Raw genomic sequence first — 19,361 nt, 5'->3', positions numbered from 1 at the left:
TTTGAAAAACTGCCGGTTCTGCCCGGTTGGCTACCAGCTTGAGCCCAGATTAACGGGGCAGGGCTTTCAGCATCGTGATAGGCTCATTCATGATTCGTTCATCTGGCTTTTGTCACCATAAACACCATGACCAGACCTCGTTTACATTCATCGCTGTTACCCGCAGACCGGTTTTCACGCAGGGTGTTCCGGGTATTGATGCTGACTCTGTTTGCGGTGAGCCCGCTGCCGTTTGCCCAGGTGGCCTGTGCCGATGATGATGACGACTGGCGGCGCCTGCACCACGAGGTTGAGGCCGGCCGTATCAAACCCCTGAGCGAAATCCTGGACAGCCTTGCCCGCGACTGGCGTGGAGACGTGATCGATGTGGATATCGAGAAAGACGATGGTGAGATCCTCTACGAGATCGAGTTGTTGGGCCCGGAAGGCCAGGTGGTGGAGTTTGAGATCAATGCACGGACCGGAGAGGTTCTGGAAATAGAGGGCAGGAATATCCAGGGCATGAAACGCTGATGAAGATTCTTCTGGTGGAGGACGATGCCGCGCTGGCACAAGGGCTGGCCGGTAGCTTGAGGGATGCCGGGCTGCTGGTGGAAGTTGCTGGGGAAGGCCGCACGGCCGACTTTCTGGTGAGCACCGAACGTTACGATGCGGTGGTGCTGGACCTGGGCTTGCCGGATGGCAATGGCACCCAGTGGCTGGCCGGTTGGCGGGAGCGGGGTATTGATCTCCCGGTGCTGATTCTGACCGCCCGGGAGCGCTGGTCCGATAAAGCTGCGGGGTTCTCTGCCGGTGCCGATGACTATGTCACCAAGCCCTTTGAAACGGCAGAAATCCTGTTCCGCCTACGGGCCCTGGTGCGCCGGTCCCACGGCCACGCCCACCCGGTGATTACCGTGGGTGACATTGCTCTGGATACCCACGCCGGGCAGGTCACCCGCTCTGGTATGCCGGTTTCACTCACGGCCCAGGAGTTCAGGCTGCTATCGCATCTGGTTCACGCCGCGCCCAGAATCGTGTCCCGCACAGAGTTGTCCGAACATGTCTATGACGGCGACCAGGAGCCGGATTCCAATGTTATCGATGTCCAGGTCAGCCGGTTGCGGCGCAAACTCGGCGCCCAGGCTATCGAGACCATCCGTGGCCAGGGCTATCGCATGAACGGCCACGGAGAACCATCCTGATGCTGACACGTCTGCGCCGCTGGCCGGTGGCGCTGCGGATGCTGGTGTCTGCTCTGGTATTGGTCCTGGTGGTGTTGCCGCTGGCCGGTACCGTATTGGCCTGGAACTTTCGCCAGACCCTGAGCCAGTCCTTTGATGAGCGCCTGTTATCGTTCCTGAATGTGGTCATTGCCGGCATTGAGTCTGACCCTCAGACCGGTGAATTGACCCCTGGCCCGCAACTGGGCGATCCGCGCTTCGAGCGGGTGTATTCCGGCTGGTACTGGCAGGTCAACGACAACAGCGGGCGGGTGATCACCTCCCGGTCATTGTGGGACCAGCGACTGCCACAGATCAGTGGCCGGGGGCCGGACTGGGCCCAGGCCCCGGGGCCGCGCGGCCAGACACTTCGGATAGTGGAGCGGGATGTCCAGTTACCGGCTTTCGAAGGCTGGTTATCGGTGTCTGTCGCGGCCGACCAGGCGGAGCTGGATGCCCAGGTTGCGCGCTTCAACCGGTTGCTGGTGGTTTCGCTGACCACGCTCGGTACGCTGTTACTGGTGATGATCGGGTTGCAGATCCGCTGGGGCCTTGCACCGCTTCGGCGTCTGGAGCGGGATCTCCGGGCCATGGAGTCCGGCCAGACCCGTTCACTGACCAGTGATCTGCCCGAAGAACTTGCGCGGCTCTCCGAGGCCATGAATCAGGTGCTTGAGCGGGATCAGATACTGATTGAGCGGGGGCGCTCGGCTGCGGGCAACCTGGCCCATGCCCTGAAAACGCCGGTATCTGTGCTTACCACCCTGAGTGATCGTTTGCCGTCGGTGCAGAGAACCGCTTTCCGTACCGAACTGAGCCGCATCGATGACGCCGTGCGCCATCATCTGGCCAGGGCTTCAGCGGCCGGACCGGCCGCCCTGGGGCGTGTGGATCTTGGTGAAACCCTGGAGCCGGTGCTGTCGGCACTCAATACTCTCGCGCAACGCCGTGGCGTTACCCTCGAAAGCGACCTGGGCGATACGGGCGCGGTTCGGCTTGAACAACAGGATTTACAGGAAATTGCGGGCAATCTGCTGGAAAATGCCATCAACTGGGCGGAAAGTCAGGTAACGTTTCGGGTTGAAGGCTTGCCGGATGGTCTGGCGCTGATGGTGGAGGATGACGGCCCTGGCCTGTCTGACGCCGATATCGAGCAGGCTCTGACACGGGGCACCCGGCTGGATGAAACCCGGTCCGGTTCCGGTCTGGGCCTGGCGATCGTCAAAGAGCTGGCTGAACTGTATGGCGGCACGCTGACCCTGGCCCGATCTCCCCTCGGAGGGTTACAGGCCAGTGTGCGCTTTCCATCTCACTCATCGTCCAAGGCCCGCGGCGGGCAGTGATGCTCCTCCACCAGCGTGCCTTCATCCACGCTTTCCAGGTGTACATCAAAGCCCCAGAGCCGATGTACGTGCCTCAGCACTTCATCAGTTTCGTTGCCCAGCGGCACCCGGTCTACCGGGATGTGTCGCAGGGTTAACGAACGATCACCGCGAATATCCACACTCCATACCTGAATGTTCGGCTCCCGGTAACTGAGGTTGTATTGGCGCGCCAGCTTTTCCCGCAGCGCACGATAACCGGGCTCATCGTGAATGGCGGTGACGGTGTAGTGGTCTTCCCGATCGTCGCTTTCGATGGCGAACAGCTTCAGGTCACGCATCACCTTCGGTGAGAGAAACTGCTGGATAAAGCTCTCGTCCTTGAAGTTGTGCATGGCGAAATGCAGGGTTTCCAGCCAGTCTGTACCGGCGATGTCCGGGAACCATTCCCGGTCCTCATCGGTAGGGTTTTCACAGATACGTCTAAGGTCGGTGAAGATGGAGAAACCCAGGGTGTAGGGGTTCAGGCCGGAATACCATGGGCTGTTGAACGGGGGCTGGTATACCACGGCGGAGTGGCTTTGCAGGAACTCCAGCATGAAGCCATCGTTCACCAGCCCCTTGTCGTACAACCGGTGCAACAACGTGTAGTGCCAGAACGTGGCCCAGCCCTCGTTCATCACCTGGGTCTGGCGCTGTGGATAGAAATACTGGGCCAGCTTGCGCACGATGCGTACCAGTTCCCGCTGCCAGGTTTCCAGCAACGGCGCGTTTTTCTCGATGAAGTACAACAGGTTTTCCTGAGGCTCCTCCGGGTATCGGGGCCTGCGGCGAACCGGGTCCCCGTCGTCCTCTGCTTTGGGGATGGTTCGCCACAGATCGTTGATGCGGCGTTGCTCGTATTCCTCCCGCTCCTTTTGCCGGCGGGCCTCCTCGGCGGCCGAAATCGGGGCAGGGCGCTTGTAGCGGTCTACACCGTAGTTCATCAGTGCGTGGCAGGAGTCGAGAATCTCTTCCACGGCATCCACGCCGTGTCGCTCCTCGCACTCCGACACATAATGCCGGGCAAACACCAGGTAATCGATGATGGCGCTGGCGTCTGTCCAGGTACGGAACAGATAATTGCCCTTGAAGAACGAGTTGTGGCCATAGCTGGCGTGGGCAATCACCAGGGCCTGCATGGGCAGGGTGTTCTCTTCCATCAGGTAGGCGATACAGGGATTGGAATTGATCACAATCTCATAGGCCAGCCCCATCTGGCCCCGCTGATAGCCCTTGGAGGTTTGCAGAAACTGCTTGCCGAAGGACCAGTGATGATAGCCCACCGGCATGCCGACGGAGCTGTAGGCATCCATCATCTGCTCGGCGGTAATCACTTCAACCTGGTTCGGGTAAGTGTCCAGTCCGAACTCGGCGGCGCATTTGGCAATTTCCTCGTCGTATTTCTGGATCAGTTCGAAGGTCCATTCCGAACTGGTGGAAATGGGCTTACCTGCCTTGGGTTGTTCGCTCTCCGGTGCGTTCGGGCGATCAATCAGGCTGCTCATGCCGCTTTCCTCTCGAACAACTGTCGGAAGACCGGGTAAATGTCGCCAGGATCGGCAATCTGCTGCATGGCGAAGCTCTGGGGAAACTGCTCCATGATTTTCTCGTATTCGTACCAGAGCATCTGGTGATCCTGGGGCGTGATTTCGATGTAGGAGTAGTACTGAACCAGTGGCAGGATTCGCTCAGACAGCAATTTGCCGCAGATGGGTGAGTCGTCGTTCCAGTTGTCGCCGTCGGACGCCTGGGCGGCATAAATGTTCCATTCCGCTGGCGAGTATCGGGCTTCGACAATCCGGTGCATCAGTTTAAGGGCGCTGGAGACAATGGTGCCCCCGGTTTCCCGGCTGTAGAAGAACTCTTCTTCGTCCACTTCCTTGGCGCTGGTGTGGTGGCGGATAAACACCACTTCGATTTTCTTGTAGTTTTTCTTCAGGAACAGATACAGCAGGATAAAGAAGCGTTTGGCGATGTCCTTGTGCATCTGGGTCATGGAACCGGATACATCCATCAGGCAGAACATCACCGCACTGGTGGCGGGTTTGGGCTGCTTCAGGTGTTGCCTGTAGCGCAGGTCGATCTCGTCAATGAAAGGAATGCGTTTGACGTTGGCTTTCAGCCGCGCGATTTCCTCTTCCAGCACCTTGATCTGGTCTTCATGGCTGAAGGCCGGATCGAGATCATTCGGCGCGCTTTTCAGCGCCTCGAGCTGTTTTTCCAGGTCCCGGATCTTTTTCTTGCGCGCACCGCCCAGGCCCAGACGCCGGGCGTGGGCGCCCCGAAGGGAACGCACTACATCCAGCTTGGCGGGCACACCCTGGGTGGTAAAGCCCGAGCGAACATAGCTGAAGGCTTCGGTGTCCTTGAGTTTTTTCCGGGCCAGATTGGGCAGCTCCAGATCGTCGAACAGGAAGTCGAGGAATTCTTCCTGGGTAATCTGGAAGGCGAACTCATCCATGCCTTCTCCGTCTGGGCTGGCCTGGCCTTGCCCCTGGCCCTGGCCACCGCCGCTCTCGGGTTTGGGGATGGTGTCCCCGGCCACCCATTCCTGATTGCCGGGGTGCACCACCTCTCGCCGGCCACCGTGGCCATGGTGGAAGATGGGTTCGTCAATATCCCGGGCGGGAATGCTTACTTTCTCGCCCCGTTCGATATCGGTGATGGAGCGCTTTTGCACGGCATCCGACACCGCCTTCTTGATGTGGTGGCGGTAACGGCGCAGGAACCGTTCCCGGTTCACTGCGCTCTTGTTCTTGCCGTTCAGGCGCCGGTCAACAATGTGGGTCATACCCATGGTACTGCTCCCGCTGGCCGTTAATGGGATTTCCGGACGCGCAGGTACCACTCGGCAAGCAAGCGAACCTGTTTCTCCGTGTATCCACGGTCAACCATGCGTTCCACAAACTGTTTGTGCTTCTTCTGGTCTTCCTGGCTGGCCTTCGGATTGAAGGAAATCACCGGCAACAGGTCTTCGGTGTTCGAGAACATCTTCTTCTCGATCACGCTGCGCAACTTCTCATAGCTGAGCCAGGACGGGTTCTTGCCACCGTTGTTGGCCCGGGCCCGCAGCACAAAGTTGACCACTTCGTTGCGGAAGTCCTTGGGGTTGGAAATGCCCGCTGGTTTCTCGATTTTCTCCAGCTCGTCGTTGATGGAGGAACGGTCCAGAATCTCGCCGGTTTCCGGGTCCCGGAACTCCTGATCCTGAATCCAGAAGTCGGCATAGGTGACATAGCGGTCGAACAGGTTCTGGCCGTACTCGCTGTAGCTTTCCAGATACGCCGTCTGGATTTCCTTGCCGATGAACTGGACGTAGTGGGGCGCCAGGTATTCCTTGATGAAGCGCAGGTATTTTTCCTGCAACTCCGGCTGGAACTGTTCCTGTTCGATCTGCTTTTCCAGCACATAGAGCAGGTGAACAGGGTTGGCGGCAATCTCGGTGGTGTCGAAATTGAATACTTTTGACAGGATCTTGAAGGCAAAGCGGGTAGACAGACCGTCCATGCCTTCCATCACCCCGGCAGCATCCCGGTACTCCTGGATGGACTTGGCCTTGGGGTCGGTGTCCTTGATGCTCTGGCCGTCGTATACCTTCATTTTGGAGAAGATGCTGGAGTTTTCCGGCTCCTTGATCCGCGACAACACCGAGAACTGGGCCAGCATATCAAGAGTGTCAGGTGCGCAGGGCGCTCCGGAGAGTGAGCTGTGCTTCAGTAGCTTGCGATAGATTTCAATCTCTTCAGTGACCCGCACACAGTAGGGCACCTTGACGATGTACACCCGGTCCAGGAAGGCTTCGTTGTGCTTGTTGTTGCGGAACGTCTGCCACTCGGATTCATTGGAGTGGGCCAGGATCACGCCGTCGAAGGGCACCGAGCCCATGCCCTCGGTGGTGTTGTAGTTGCCTTCCTGGGTGGCTGTCAGCAGCGGGTGCAGCACCTTGATCGGTGCCTTGAACATTTCCACAAACTCCATCAGCCCCTGGTTGGCTTTGCACAGGCCGCCGCTGAAGCTGTAGGCATCCGGATCATCCTGGGAATAGTCCTCCAGCATGCGGATGTTGACCTTGCCCACCAGGGCCGAGATGTCCTGGTTGTTGTCGTCGCCCGGCTCGGTCTTGGATACACCGATCTGGTCCAGCACGGAGGGGTAACGTTTAACCACCCGGAACTGGCTGATGTCGCCGCCAAACTCATGCAGGCGTTTGACTGCCCAGGGTGACATGATGTTTTTCAGGTAGCGGCCGGGAATGCCGTATTCCTCTTCCAGAATCGGGCCATCCTCGGCCGGGTCGAACAGGCCTAGCGGGCTTTCGTTTACCGGAGAGCCTTTGATGGCGTAGAAGGGGACCTTCTGCATCAAGGCCTTGAGTTTCTCGGCCAGGGAAGACTTACCGCCGCCAACGGGGCCGAGCAGGTAGAGAATCTGCTTCTTCTCCTCCAGACCCTGGGCTGCGTGGCGGAAGAACGAAACGATGTTTTCGACGGCATCTTCCATGCCGTAAAACTCGTCGAATTCCGGGTAACGCTTGATGACTTTGTTCGAGAAGATGCGTGACAGGCGGGGGTCACGGGAGGTATCGATCAGTTCTGGTTCGCCGATGGCAATCAACATCCGCTCCGCGGCGGTGGCGTATGCCGTTGGGTCCTTTTTGCAGATCTCCAGGTATTCCTCAAGGGAGTATTCCTCCTCCTGAGTCTGTTCATACCGATCTTTGAAGTGCTGCAGAATGCTCATAGATGGCCCCTCGCTTACTCTTGCCTGTTATAAATTCACGCAATGTCCCCGTTGCTGTTTCGCCGCCTGTCCCGGCGGTGTGTCTGGTTAAGGAATGAATGGGATGGTGTTAAGCAGGTATACGTTATCCGGAGGTTTCCGGCCTGCTTAATCTGAGCTTAGTTCAGAGTTCGGAGGTTGGACAGTGAGCAGTCAAATTAGGTTCATTAAATTATGTTACGGGCGGTAAGCCAGACGGGACACAAAGGACTTACCGCCCATGATCAAAGGTTATTTCTTGACGAGGGTAAAAACACTCTCTGTGGCGCCGTTTCTCAGGCCCCGGCGTTTGGCAAACGGGTTGTCACGGGCCATGTCCCGTTTCAGCACCTGGTTGATCTCATAATCCTCACCGTAGAGCCTGAACACTTCGTCGTCGGTAACGTTGAACGGCGGGCCCTGCATTTCCGAGCTGTCGTAATCCAGCGTGATCAGCAGGATTCTGGTGTCGTCCGGAATAATAGCGGTGAGATGATTGACATAGCTCTTGCGCATTTCCGGGGGCAGGGCGATCAGGGCAGCCCGGTCGTACACCAGGCGAATGTGTTTGAGGTCGTCCGGCACCAGCTGGAAATAATCCCCACACCAGATCTGCAGGTCGTCATGGCGGAAGGTGGTAAAGGGTTCACCCGGGTGAACGCTGGCTTTCTCCTGCGCTTCCTCGAAAAAATCCTTGCAGGCAACCTCGCTTAACTCCACGCCGATAATCGGATGTCCGCGATCGTGCAGCCACCACATGTCATGGGCCTTGCCGCACAGGGGAACGAACACGGCGTCGGTGCCGTTGCCTGCCAGTTCGGGCCAGTGGTCATGCAGGTACTGATTAACCGTGCCTTCGTGGAAGCCGATTTGGTCTTTTGCCCAGCGTTCGTGCCAGAATTCGTGTTCCATGGGTAGCCTCCCGGAGATTGATCGTTTTCCTCAGTCTACCTTAATCTGTGGGGTCGATGAGTCAGGAGAAAAGTATGAAAGCCGTTTTTCTGGATGCCGCAACACTGGGCGAGGATGTGGATCTGAGTCCCATTGAAAACATTGCCGGTGGACTGACCTGCCACCCGCGCACCAACCCGGAGCAGGTGATTCAAAGAATCCAGGGCTTTGATACGGTGCTGGTGAACAAGGTGGTGCTGAACGGCGAACATTTTGAAGCCTGCCCGGAACTGAAGACCATCGCGGTGGTGGCAACCGGTCTCAATAACATCGATCTGGAGGCGGCCAAGGCCCACGACATCAAGGTAATGAACGTTACCAATTATGGCCGTTCCACCGTGGCCCAGCACACCATGGCTCTCATCCTGGCACTGGCCACCCGGCTGCTGGATTACAACCGGGGTGCCCGCAATGGCCAGTGGGCCAAAAGCGATATGTTCTGCCTGATGGACTACCCGATTATGGAGCTGGAAGGCAAAACTCTGGGCATTGTCGGCTACGGCGATCTTGGCCAGGGTGTGGCGGAACGGGCAAAGGCGTTTGGCATGAACATCGTCCTCGGCTGCCGGCCCGGCCAAGAGCCTGGCGAGGTGGATGGCTACCCGCGAATTCCGCTGGATGACCTGTTGGTGCAGGCTGATGTGCTATCACTCCACTGCCTGCTGACAGAAGAAACCCGCAACATGATTGGCGCCCGGGAACTGGGTTTAATGAAGTCGTCGGCACTGCTGATCAACACCAGTAGGGGCGGCTTGGTTGATGAATCGGCTTTGGCTGACGCCTTGAGGAATGGCGATATTGCCGGTGCGGGCTTTGACGTGTTAACCGAAGAACCTCCCCGCAATGGTAATCCGCTGCTGGCAGACAATGTTCCAAACCTGATTTTAACCCCGCACTCGGCCTGGGCGAGCCAGGAGGCGCGGCAGCGAATTGTGGAGATTACGGCGCGTAATCTGGCGTCGGTTACCTGAAGTCGGGTGAAGGAAGCCCACCATCAGGAGGATTTGTCCGGGTGTACAACAAATACCCGGTTTCCGGGTTGTTTACTGACAGCTGCCTGATAAGCTTGAAGAAACACTGACAAGCAGGATGTTACGTGGCTTCCACCCAGATGAAAGAGCGGCTGCAGGCTGCTGAAGACTGGATACTGTCCAATTCCAACCCACCGCAGACCTGGCCCTGGACCTGGCTGTATAAATCCGGGCGCTCGGCTTATGCCCTGATCCGCGATGTGATCAGTGGTCAGTTGACACTGCACGCCATGAGCCTGGTTTACACCACGTTGCTCAGCATTGTGCCGCTGCTCGCCCTGAGCTTTTCCGTGCTGAAAGCGCTGGGTGTGCACCAGCGCATGGAGCCATTCCTGTACCAGTTCTTCCAGCCGATGGGCCCACAGGGTGTGGAGGTGGCTGAGCGAATCCTGGGTTTTGTCGATAATATGAAAGTCGGTGTGCTGGGCTCGGTGGGTCTGGCCCTGTTGGTGTACACCGTCATTTCCCTGGTTCAGAAAATCGAGCGCTCGTTCAACATGATCTGGCGGGTGCCGGAAATGCGCTCCATGGCGCAGCGTTTCAGTAACTATCTGAGCGTCATCATGGTAGGCCCCTTGTTGATGGTTTCGGCTATCGGGGTAACCGCCACCATCTTCTCTTCAGAAATCGCGCAGAATCTTATGGCCATCGAACCGTTTGGTTCGTTGATTGTCCTTGCCAGTCGGTTTACACCGTTTTTCCTGGTGGTGGGCGCGTTCACCTTTGTTTACATCTTTATCCCTAATACCCGGGTGAAGCTGCGCTACGCGTTTATCGCCGGGCTGGTGGCCGGCGTGTCCTGGCAGGCTGGCGGCATGCTGTTTGCCTCGTTCGTGGCCGGCTCGGCCAAGTATGCGGCCATCTACTCCGGTTTTGCGGTCGGTATCATTCTGCTGATCTGGACGTATCTGAACTGGATGATCCTGCTGCTTGGCGCCAGTCTGGCTTTCTATCTGCAAAACCCGGGGGCCGTAGCCAAGCGCCGGAATGTCCAGCTGGCGCCGGAATTGCAGGAGCGGGTAGGGCTTGCCCTGATGTGGATGGTGGCCAAGCCGTTCAGCCGCGGTGAACCGGCGCCTCAGCAGGAGTCTCTGGAGCAGCAGTTGCGGATTCCCGGCGAAGTCACCCGCAAGATCAGCGACAAGCTGATACGCGCCGGGTTGCTGAATCTGGCGGGGCGCGATGGCGATCAGCTGGTTCCAGGGCGAACACTGGATCTGATTACGGTCGGTAGCGTGCTGCGGGCCGTGCGCAAGGACGAAGACCGGGTGGTGGATCGCCTGCCTGCCGGGGCCATGCCGAGGGAACTGATCGATCTTGCGCCCACCAGTGACGATGTCAGCTTTGCCAGCCTGCTGAATGCCGGTACACCGCCCGGTGCGGATATTGTCAAAGCACCGGAGTCAGGTCCGAACCTGTGAGCTTTTGCCTTCCTGGAGCATTCTGAGCAATACCGTACGTACCCTGCCCAGTTGCTCCGGGGACAGGTGCACAATACGAATCAGATTCTCTTCTGACAGGTTCCTCTGGCGGGCATGGCGCAGCACTTCCCGGGTGCCCAGAAGCAGGCCGTCGGTCAGTGCGGAGTGGGCCTGCCGCGGCGCCGGCCGTTCCGCCGACAGCAGCCAGGCATGGTATTTGGGTGGCAGATTCCAGACATTGGCCAGTAACTGGCAGGTGGCCCACTGATAACGGGCCAGAGCCTGTCTCAGTATGGCCGGTTCCGGTTCATTGCCGGAGCCTTTGGTGCGGCAGATACGCCCCAGTTCCCGGCGAATGGTGATGTAGGCCAAGGCTGGCAACAGGCCGACCATGAAGTGGGCGCTGGTGTCATCCCTGTGAATCTTCGCAATCATTTCCGCCGCCCGTGCGCAGGTCAGGCCCCAGCGCCAGGACCGTTGTGCGAACAGCGCTTCCCGACTGTTCCTGGCCGCCATCATGGGGCGCATCACCGCCGCCGCAATCACGTTCCGGATGCCGTCCACACCCAGCACGAACACCGCCTGGTCAACGGATTCTATGACGTGTTCATTCGGGCGGAAGTAGGGGCTGTTGGCCACCTGGAGCAACTGGTCGGTCAGTGACGGGTCACTCAGAATGATGCGGGTTAGCTCTTTGCGTTCGGTGGCTTCATTGGACAGTGCTCGCATCAGCATGGGTAAACTGCCAGGCTTCCTGGGCAGTTCTTCCATTTCGTTCATTTGCAGGCGCCGCTCGAGCTCGGCCAGTTCCTTTTCGCCACTATCTGTGCCGGCACGAAGGCGCGCGGGTTCCACATCAAGCAGCCAGGTGAACAGGTGGTCTTCCAGTTGGCCAACAATGTCGCCTTCATCGTTGCTATTGCCGGGCTGGCTGGTGCTGGAAGGATTAAAAAGCCGGGTTTCGGAGGCAGCCTGTGGGACGGATTGAGTGCTGTTGAACAGACCTGATATCCAGGAAAAAAAGCCCGGCATCCCTTGCCTCCGCATAGCGTGTATAAAGAATGGACTGGTTATCTGGCCAGTATAGTAGCGTAATGCAACCCTGCCCAGCCCTGACAACGATCAGAAAAAGGACTCGCCAAAGACAAAGACCAGTTGGCACACACCGGCCACCAGACCCAGGAAGGCGCCCACCAGGATCAGTTTGATCTCGTCTTCCTGGAAGCACGGGCGCAGCAGATCCTGGAATTCTTCCGAAGACAGGGCATTCATCCGCTCCACCATAATGGACTCCACTGCCCGGGCCCGGTCTCGCTCGAACACGGGGTTGTTGAAGGAACTCTGGGATATCGCGATGGCTTTTTCACCCACCTGATTTTTCAGGGTGGCAAAACCCGTGGGGCCGAATGCCATCTGGGTCAGGGCCTTGCCCATGCCTGCGGTTTCATCCACCAGCGGTTTGATGTGCTTTTTCACCATGTTGCGGGCGCGGTCACCTTTGGGTCCTTCGAGGATGGCATTGATGATGTTGCCCACGGTCAGTATCTCGTGGGTCACGATATGACAGAAGGATTCTGCCACTTCTGGCTGGCGCTTGAGGAACAGGCCCTGGATTCGCAGAGGGCCGACCTTGTGTTCATGCAGGGGCCGGAAGATTACATTCAGCGCAATCCAGTTGGTGGCCCAGCCCACAAGGAGCCCGAACAGAGGCAACACCCAGATGGCCGGGTACAGGTACCAGACTCCCATCTGGATAATGCCGAACAGGAAGCCGAAGTAGAGGCCGGAATTGATGATGAAGCGGAACTCCACGTCACCGCACTCCAGAAATATCCGGTTGAGCAGCTTTTTATCCCGGGCCAGGCGCTCGATGACCATGCCTTTGATGTCGAGCAGGTCTTCAATGTTGTCGGAGATGTCTTCAACCAGGTTGTCGACCAGTTGCGGGGTGGATTTGCGTACCCGGTCATAGACCATTTTGCGGGCCGAGGCGGGCAGGTTTTCCCAGAAGGTGGGGTATTCCCGCAGCATGAGTTCGTCGACATATTCCTCAATGCGGGGGTCGACAGTGTAGATGATGTGGGCGGCCAGGACTTTGGGGTCGATCTGTTCGAAGATTTCCTGAACGGTACCGATTTTGGCGATGGTGGCATCCACACTTTTGGCGGCCATTTTGCGGGCTTTGGAGGGGATAATGCCCTGCCAGCCCAGAAGCGGCGGCTTGCCGATGAACTCCAGCGGATAGAAGGTCATTTTGATGGCGAGCCAGTTGGTGCTCCAGCCGATGAGGGCGGCGATCACGGGAATGCTGAGGTATTGCCAAAATTCCGGATTGGTAAGTAGGTTTATCATCCTGGGCTCTTAATTGTTTTCTTGGGTGCAGGCGCCCATACAAGGTGGCACTCCCGCCCACTTTTTGTCAGACAAGATAATGTTGTTCACTGACAGCTCTGTCAATGACTGGGATGCCAGGACGTGACGCCATGAATAGTCACCCGGCTGTCTCAGGCGCCGATATCCCCCCAGAGCCACTGACACAGGGCGATGGCGGCAACGGGTGCAGTTTCGGTGCGCAGTACCCGGGGGCCCAGGGCAACGGGCAGAAAACCGTTGTCCTCGGCCAGGGCAATTTCTTCAGCGGTCAGGCCGCCTTCGGGGCCGATCATCAGGGCGATGCTGGAGGGCTTTTCGAGGGTGTTCAGGGACCGTTCGGTGCGATGGTGTAGCACCAGGCGCAAGTCACAGGCCCGGGCGTGTTCCAGCCACTGTTGCACGGTCATAACCGGCTGTATTTCCGGAACCCTGGCACGGCCGCACTGTTCGGCGGCGCTGATGGCAACCTGTTGCCAGTGGCGAAGACGCTTGTCTTCCCGGTCGCCTTTGAGTTTGACGTCGCAGCGTTCGGTAGTCAGTGGCACGATTTCGCTCACGCCCATTTCCACCGCTTTTTGTACGGCGTAGTCCATGCGGTCGCCCTTGGACAGGGTCTGTGCCAGTACTACTCTGAGGGGCGATTCTGTTTCGTTTTCAGCGGCTTCCGTGACTGCCACCAGCACGTGTTTCTTTCCGGCTTCGGTAATGGTGGCGTGATAGTCATGACCGTCCCCGTTGAAGAGCAGAAGTGCCTGGCCTGCCTGCATGCGCAGGACCCGGCCTACGTGGTTGGCGGCGTTGTCGTCCAGCTGGCACTGGCTGCCGACAGCCAGGGGGCTGTCGGTGAAGATACGCGGGATTCTCATGGCGGCGGTTCTCAGTCCTTGACCGCGATTTCGATGCCTTCGGTGGCCACCTGAGCCAGATGGCGAATCTGTTCTTCGGTGATCACGTAGGGCGGCATGAAGTACAGCACGTTACCCAGGGGGCGCAGCAAGGCCTGGCGGGTGAGTGAATGTTTATACACTCTGATGCCACGGCGTTCCTGCCAGGGGAACGGGGTTTTGCTGGCTTTGTCTTTGACCATTTCAATGGCCATGGTCATGCCGTGCTGGCGGATATCGCCCACGTTCGGGTGGTCGGCCAGATGGGCAACGGACTCGGCCATACAGCGGGACAGCTGACGGTTGTTTTCGATGACGTTCTCATCCCGGAAGATGTCGAGCGTGGCCAGGGCGACGGCGCAGCCGATGGGGTTGCCGGTGTAGCTGTGGCTGTGCAGGAAGGCGCGCATGGTTTCGTAGTCGTCGTAGAAAGCGTTGTAGACGTTGTCGGTGGTGAGCACCACAGACAGCGGCAGATAGCCGGCAGTCAGTCCTTTGGACAGGCACATGAAATCGGGGGTGATGCCGGATTGTTCGCAGGCGAACAGCGTACCGGTGCGGCCAAAGCCGACGGCAATTTCGTCCGCGATCAGGTGCACCCCGTAACGGTCGCAAGCTTCCCGCAGTTTGGTGTGGTAAATCGGGTGGTGCATGCGCATGCCACCGGCGCACTGGATCAACGGCTCCACCACCACAGCGCAGATTTCGTCGTGTTTCTCGGCCAGCAGTTTGTCCATGGCCTCGAACTGGCGCAGGGCGTACTCTTCATCGGTTTCGCCCGGCTCTTTGTTGTAGGCGTCCGGTGAGGGGGCGGTCAGCACTTCCATCAGCAGCGGCTGGTAGGTGTCCTTGTACAGGGCAACGTCGCCCAGGGCCAGCGCGCCCAGGGTTTCGCCATGGTAGCTGTTGCTGAGGTTAACGAAGTTCTTTTTGCCCGGTTTGCCGTGGTTTTTCCAGTAGTGGTAACTCATCTTCAGAGCGGCTTCGATGGCCGAGGAACCATTGTCGGCATAGAAACACTTGTTCAGGCCTTCCGGTGTTACCTCGATCAGCCGTTCTGACAGATTAACCACTGGCTCATGGCTGAAACCGGCCAGAATCACATGTTCGAGCTGGCCGATCTGTTCCTGAATGGCGGAGTTGATGCGCGGATTGGCGTGGCCGAACAGGTTAACCCACCAGGAGCTGACGGCGTCGATGTAGCGGTTGCCCTCAAAGTCCTCCAGCCAGACACCTTCGCCCCGTTTGATGGGGATCAGGGGCAGGGTTTCGTGGTCTTTCATCTGGGTGCACGGGTGCCACACGGATTTAAGATCCCGTGCGACCAGATCGGCATTGCGCATTGTAGTCTCCTGTCAGCTCCCGGGCCGTTTGTTCGGTTTGTTAAAATCCTCACATGATACTTGCCCGGGCCATCGCTTAACAGCGCCAGAATGTGAACCAATCGGTCTGGCTTGCTTGCCCGGTTTGCTTGCCCGCCCGGCCAATGTTGCCACGCCGGGTGGCCGCAACAATAGGGGTAAGACAGGTTCGGAGGTAATCATGGAACTCAATCTGGAGCACCCCTACGAGCGGGGGCTTGATCAGGTGATCGAGCGTTTCTTCGATGAGGCGCACATACGTAACAAAAACGAGCAGTTGGGCGCCCGCAATCTCAGGGTGACCGAGCTGAAAAAGGACGAAATGTCGGCCAAACTGGTGATCGAGCGGGAAATGACCGCCTCGGCACCGGTGCCGGGTGTGCTTTCCGGTTTCCACCGGGAATGGAACCGGGTGCGGCAGGAAGAGCACTGGTTCCGCAAAGACGATGACGAGTGGCACTGCGAGTTTCGGGTGCGTATTGACGGCGTGCCGGCGAAGATCAAGGGCGCGATGCGGCTGTTGGGCAACGGCGACCGGTGTATCAACTACGTGAGCCTGTCGGTGCTGTGCGAGGTGCCGTTTCTGGGCCGGAAGATTGCGAAGTTTCTGGCGGATGACTCCCACGCCAAGATTGAACGTGAGTATGACGTCATCCGCCAGTTGCTTTAAACGCGAGGGTCAGTGAGCCAGTACCCGGGACAGGAATGCCTGGGTGCGCTCATTCTGAGGGTTATCGAACACCTCGTCGGGTTTGCCTTCCTCGACAATCTGGCCTTCGTGAATGTAAATCACCCGGTCGGCCACCTCGCGGGCGAAGCCCATTTCATGGGTGACGACCATCATGGTCATACCTTCTCTGGCCAGCTCCCTCATGACATCCAGCACTTCCCCGATCATTTCCGGGTCCAGCGCTGACGTGGGTTCGTCGAACAGCATCAGCCTGGGTTCCATGGCCAGAGCTCGGGCGATGGCCACCCGCTGTTGCTGGCCGCCGGATAGCTGGCTTGGGTATTTATCGGCCTGGTTGCCGATGCCTACACGTTCCAGAAGGCGTTCGGCGGTGGCGTTGGCAACCACTTCGGCCGTTCTTTTCACCTTCATGGGCGCCAGCATGATGTTCTTTTTCACGGTCAGGTGCGGGAACAGGTTGAACTGCTGGAACACCATGCCCACTTCCTTGCGGATTTCCGCCAGGCTGTTCTGATTTCCGCCTTTCGGGGCCAGAGGGTGGTTATCCACCTCAAGCGACCCGGATTCGTATTCTTCCAGGCCATTCACGCAGCGAATCAGGGTGGATTTGCCGGAGCCACTGGCGCCGATGATCACCACCACTTCGCCCTGTTCCACGGTCAGGTCGATATCCTTGAGGACATGCAGTTTGCCGAAGTATTTGTTCATGCCCTTCATTTTTACAATCTGTGTCATTGCTCGGGCTCCTTCAGGCAGACGCTACACCACGGCGCTCAAGCAGCCGCAGGATCAGTGACAGGGACAGCGTAATGGCCAGGTACATGATGGCCACCACAAAATACACCTCGAATGCGGTGAAGGTATTGGCAATGTACACCTGGCCCTGGCGTACCAGTTCGCCCACGCCGATGACCGAGAACAGTGAGGTGTCCTTGATGCTGACGATGGCCTGGTTGCCCAAAGGCGGAATCATGCGTCGGAAGGCCTGGGGCCAGACAATGTTCCAGAAAGTCTGGGAGCGTGACAGGCCCAGAGACAGACCGGCTTCGGTCTGGCCTTTGTCGATGGATTGCACGCCGCCACGGACCACTTCGGAGATATAGGCACCGGAGTTAAGGGCGATCGCGGCAATACCGGCTGTCAGCGGGTCGATCGGGCCGCCAACCAGGTCGGGCAGGCCGTAGAAGATAAACAGCACCTGTACCAGGATGGGGGTGCCGCGGAAAATCTCGATGTAGGCAGTGGCGGGCCAGCGCAAGAACCAATTCTTGTTGATGCTGAGCAGGCCGAACACGATGCCCAGAACAAAACCGATGGCCAGGCCACCGAAGGAAATCATCAGGGTGTAGGGAATACCCTTGGCCAGGTAGGGAATGGAATTGATGGCCGCCTGCCAGTCAAACTGAAACTGGAATTCCACAGTGTGTTTCTCCGTTGGGTTGGGAGGAATCGGCCAGGGCATTGTGTGCCCCGGCCGGTTCGAGTGGCGGGTTATTTGTCTTCAGGCATGGGGCCGAACCATTTTTCATAAATGGTCTTGTAGGTGCCGTCTTCCTTGATTTCTGCCAGGGCCTCGTTAACCGGGCCGACCCATTTACTGCCGTTTTTCAGGGCAATACCGTACTGCTGGCCTTCATACAGGGGGCCGACGGTCTTGACCTTGCCTTTGCCACGGGTGCTGGCGAAGTAGCCAACGTTTGGGGCATCGTAGAAAACCGCATCAACGGCACCGGACATCAGCGCCATGTACATGTCCGAGCTGCCGGGGTAAGGCGTTACACCGTCGTTGTCGTCCAGGCTTTTCATCAGGAAGTCATAGCTGGTACTGCCAATCTTGGTGCCGACTTTCATGCCTTCCAGGTCCGACATTTCATCAACGTCGCCGTTGTTCTGGCTCACCAGGATACGCAGACCGGAATCGTAGTAAGGATCGGAGAAATCGACGATTTCCTCGCGCTCATCGGTAATGGTGATGCCGGCGATGGCAATATCCACGTTGCCGGTTTGCAGGGCCGGGATAATGCCGTTGAAGTCCATGGTGTTGAGGTCGTAATCAAAGCCTGCACGTTCGGCGACTTCGGCAATGATCTCCATATCGAAACCGATCATTTCTCCGGTTTCCTGGTCCATCATTTCAAACGGGACGAAGCTTGGGTCGGTGACCACGCGCAGGGTCTCTGCGCTGACTGAGGTTGCGGCTACAGACAGTGCCAGACCAGCACCCAGTGTTTTCAGCCATTTCGTGCTCATGCTTTCTCCTTTCTGTTTTTTATGCCCCGTCTGCCCGGTAAGGCAGTCTGTGAAAGCACTCTTTGTGGCCGTGCATCACAGGGAGCGTTGATGGGGATGCATCAGATACAGTTTAGACTATGGAGACAGGATTTGCAGGAAATCAGGCGGTTATGAAGGGAAAGAGGGGCCGGAGCCCCTCTCTGCAGCGGCCGGGAAGGCGTGTCAGAACGCGATTTTCTCCCGGTCGCTGATGCCCAGATTCTTCCAGATGGAAAGGCTGGGTTCAGCCTGGTTCAGAGTATAGAAGTGCAACCCTGGAGCCCCGGCCTTGAGCAGTTTTTGGCACATTTCAGTGACCACTTCCTCACCGAACTTGCGGATGCTGTCCGTGTCGTCACCGTAGGCTTCCAGCTGCTTGCGGATCCAGCGCGGGATCTCCGCGCCGCACATGTCCGAGAACCGCACCAGGCTGGAGAAGTTGACGATGGGCATGATGCCCGGTACCACCGGAATGGTGACGCCCATCTGCTCCAGACGGTCGATGAAGTAGAAGTAGCTGTCAGCATTAAAGAAGTACTGGGTGATGGCGCTGTTGGCACCGGCCTGTACTTTCCGTGCGAAGTTCTTCAGGTCTTCTTCGGCGTTGCGGGCCTGAGGGTGAAACTCCGGGTAAGCAGCCACTTCCAGATTGAAGTGATCGCCGCTGTGCTGCCGGATAAATTCCACCAGTTCGTTGGCGTAGCGCAGTTCACCGGAAGCGCCCATACCCGATGGCATATCGCCGCGCAGGGCAACGATCCGGTTGATGCCGTTCTCTTTATACACATCCAGCAGCTCGCCGATTTCTTCCCGGGTACCGCCCACGCAGGAGAGGTGCGGTGCCGTGGAGATGCCCTGCTGGTGCAGGTTCAGCACAGTCTCGATGGTGCGGTCCCGGGTGGAACCGCCCGCCCCGAAGGTGACCGAGAAGAAATCCGGGTTCACCTCGGCCAGCTGGTTACGCACCGCTTGCAGCTTCTCCTTGCCCTGATCGGTCTTGGGCGGGAAAAACTCGAAACTGAAGCGGCGTTTGAATTGCTTCTGGGATTCCATG

Annotated in this window: 18 protein-coding genes; 6 read left to right on the top strand and 12 right to left on the bottom strand. The window is 58.1% G+C overall.

Annotated elements, in window-relative coordinates; genetic code table 11:
* Nucleotides 1-126 precede the first annotated feature (126 nt).
* The 3 genes from Q674_RS28255 to Q674_RS28245 are packed head-to-tail and all read left to right on the top strand — an operon-like array spanning nucleotide 127 to nucleotide 2,545.
* Nucleotides 127-513, top strand: coding sequence for a PepSY domain-containing protein (locus Q674_RS28255; protein WP_051993040.1), 387 nt, complete (start codon nucleotides 127-129; stop codon nucleotides 511-513).
* Nucleotides 513-1,184: a response regulator transcription factor gene (locus Q674_RS28250; protein WP_023008562.1), complete on the top strand. Its 672-nt coding sequence runs from the start codon at nucleotides 513-515 to the stop codon at nucleotides 1,182-1,184. The genes Q674_RS28255 and Q674_RS28250 overlap by 1 nt, the downstream gene beginning before the upstream one ends.
* Nucleotides 1,184-2,545, top strand: coding sequence for a sensor histidine kinase (locus Q674_RS28245; RefSeq protein WP_023008561.1), 1,362 nt, complete (start codon nucleotides 1,184-1,186; stop codon nucleotides 2,543-2,545). Before Q674_RS28250 ends, Q674_RS28245 begins: the two co-directional genes overlap by 1 nt.
* Here the strand turns inward: Q674_RS28245 and Q674_RS28240 are convergent.
* The 4 genes from Q674_RS28240 to tmpT all read right to left on the bottom strand — a co-directional run bounded on the left by Q674_RS28240 (nucleotide 2,512) and on the right by tmpT (nucleotide 8,236).
* Nucleotides 2,512-4,071 carry a SpoVR family protein gene (locus Q674_RS28240; protein ID WP_011786500.1) on the bottom strand — a complete coding sequence of 520 codons (1,560 nt, stop codon included), beginning with the start codon at nucleotides 4,069-4,071 and terminating at the stop codon, nucleotides 2,512-2,514. The genes Q674_RS28245 and Q674_RS28240 overlap by 34 nt on opposite strands.
* Complete coding sequence (locus Q674_RS28235; protein ID WP_023008560.1) at nucleotides 4,068-5,363, bottom strand: YeaH/YhbH family protein; 1,296 nt, start codon at nucleotides 5,361-5,363, stop codon at nucleotides 4,068-4,070. The genes Q674_RS28240 and Q674_RS28235 overlap by 4 nt, the downstream gene beginning before the upstream one ends.
* A 20-nt stretch (nucleotides 5,364-5,383) precedes the next feature.
* Complete coding sequence (locus tag Q674_RS28230; protein WP_011786498.1) at nucleotides 5,384-7,306, bottom strand: PrkA family serine protein kinase; 1,923 nt, start codon at nucleotides 7,304-7,306, stop codon at nucleotides 5,384-5,386.
* A 270-nt stretch (nucleotides 7,307-7,576) separates the two neighbouring features.
* Nucleotides 7,577-8,236: a thiopurine S-methyltransferase gene (tmpT, locus tag Q674_RS28225; protein WP_011786497.1), complete on the bottom strand. Its 660-nt coding sequence runs from the start codon at nucleotides 8,234-8,236 to the stop codon at nucleotides 7,577-7,579.
* Between the two features lie 74 nt (nucleotides 8,237-8,310).
* Here tmpT and Q674_RS28220 point away from each other — a divergent pair, with 74 nt between their 5' ends.
* Both Q674_RS28220 and Q674_RS28215 read left to right on the top strand, forming a co-directional pair.
* Nucleotides 8,311-9,246 (top strand): D-2-hydroxyacid dehydrogenase, encoded by a 936-nt coding sequence (locus Q674_RS28220; RefSeq protein ID WP_023008559.1) that lies wholly within the window; start codon nucleotides 8,311-8,313, stop codon nucleotides 9,244-9,246.
* Between the two features lie 125 nt (nucleotides 9,247-9,371).
* On the top strand, nucleotides 9,372-10,727 hold the full coding sequence (locus Q674_RS28215; RefSeq protein ID WP_014422423.1) for a YihY/virulence factor BrkB family protein: 1,356 nt from the start codon (nucleotides 9,372-9,374) through the stop codon (nucleotides 10,725-10,727).
* Here Q674_RS28215 and Q674_RS28210 read toward each other — a convergent pair.
* The 4 genes from Q674_RS28210 to Q674_RS28195 form a co-directional block, all read right to left on the bottom strand.
* Nucleotides 10,710-11,759 carry an HDOD domain-containing protein gene (locus Q674_RS28210; protein ID WP_023008558.1) on the bottom strand — a complete coding sequence of 350 codons (1,050 nt, stop codon included), beginning with the start codon at nucleotides 11,757-11,759 and terminating at the stop codon, nucleotides 10,710-10,712. The genes Q674_RS28215 and Q674_RS28210 overlap by 18 nt on opposite strands.
* 90 nt (nucleotides 11,760-11,849) lie before the next feature.
* Complete coding sequence (locus Q674_RS28205) at nucleotides 11,850-13,079, bottom strand: DUF445 domain-containing protein (RefSeq protein ID WP_023008557.1); 1,230 nt, start codon at nucleotides 13,077-13,079, stop codon at nucleotides 11,850-11,852.
* Nucleotides 13,080-13,231: 152 nt separating this feature from the next.
* Nucleotides 13,232-13,966, bottom strand: a complete 735-nt coding sequence (locus Q674_RS28200; RefSeq protein WP_023008556.1) for a 16S rRNA (uracil(1498)-N(3))-methyltransferase — start codon at nucleotides 13,964-13,966, stop codon at nucleotides 13,232-13,234.
* Between the two features lie 11 nt (nucleotides 13,967-13,977).
* The gene (locus tag Q674_RS28195; protein ID WP_023008555.1) at nucleotides 13,978-15,327 is read right to left on the bottom strand and encodes an adenosylmethionine--8-amino-7-oxononanoate transaminase; all 1,350 of its coding nucleotides are present in this window, start codon (nucleotides 15,325-15,327) and stop codon (nucleotides 13,978-13,980) included.
* Nucleotides 15,328-15,526: 199 nt separating this feature from the next.
* Between Q674_RS28195 and Q674_RS28190 the strand changes: the two genes are divergently transcribed.
* Nucleotides 15,527-16,015: a DUF2505 domain-containing protein gene (locus Q674_RS28190; RefSeq protein WP_011786490.1), complete on the top strand. Its 489-nt coding sequence runs from the start codon at nucleotides 15,527-15,529 to the stop codon at nucleotides 16,013-16,015.
* Nucleotides 16,016-16,024: 9 nt separating this feature from the next.
* On the opposite strand, the gene Q674_RS28185 is transcribed toward Q674_RS28190, so the two are convergent.
* The 4 genes from Q674_RS28185 to metF all read right to left on the bottom strand — a co-directional run bounded on the left by Q674_RS28185 (nucleotide 16,025) and on the right by metF (nucleotide 19,360).
* Nucleotides 16,025-16,771 (bottom strand): amino acid ABC transporter ATP-binding protein, encoded by a 747-nt coding sequence (locus Q674_RS28185; protein ID WP_011786489.1) that lies wholly within the window; start codon nucleotides 16,769-16,771, stop codon nucleotides 16,025-16,027.
* 13 nt (nucleotides 16,772-16,784) lie between these two features.
* On the bottom strand, nucleotides 16,785-17,498 hold the full coding sequence (locus tag Q674_RS28180) for an amino acid ABC transporter permease (RefSeq protein ID WP_011786488.1): 714 nt from the start codon (nucleotides 17,496-17,498) through the stop codon (nucleotides 16,785-16,787).
* A 29-nt stretch (nucleotides 17,499-17,527) separates the two neighbouring features.
* Nucleotides 17,528-18,286 carry a transporter substrate-binding domain-containing protein gene (locus Q674_RS28175; protein ID WP_023008554.1) on the bottom strand — a complete coding sequence of 253 codons (759 nt, stop codon included), beginning with the start codon at nucleotides 18,284-18,286 and terminating at the stop codon, nucleotides 17,528-17,530.
* Nucleotides 18,287-18,490: 204 nt separating this feature from the next.
* Nucleotides 18,491-19,360: a methylenetetrahydrofolate reductase [NAD(P)H] gene (metF, locus tag Q674_RS28170; RefSeq protein WP_011786486.1), complete on the bottom strand. Its 870-nt coding sequence runs from the start codon at nucleotides 19,358-19,360 to the stop codon at nucleotides 18,491-18,493.
* Nucleotide 19,361: the final 1 nt, after the last annotated feature.

Origin of the sequence: Marinobacter sp. EVN1, assembly GCF_000475375.1 — a bacterium.
GTDB classification, from domain to species: Bacteria; Pseudomonadota; Gammaproteobacteria; order Pseudomonadales; family Oleiphilaceae; genus Marinobacter; species Marinobacter nauticus.
Note: the sequence above shows the minus strand (reverse complement) of the source record. Positions and strands in the feature narration are given on the sequence as shown.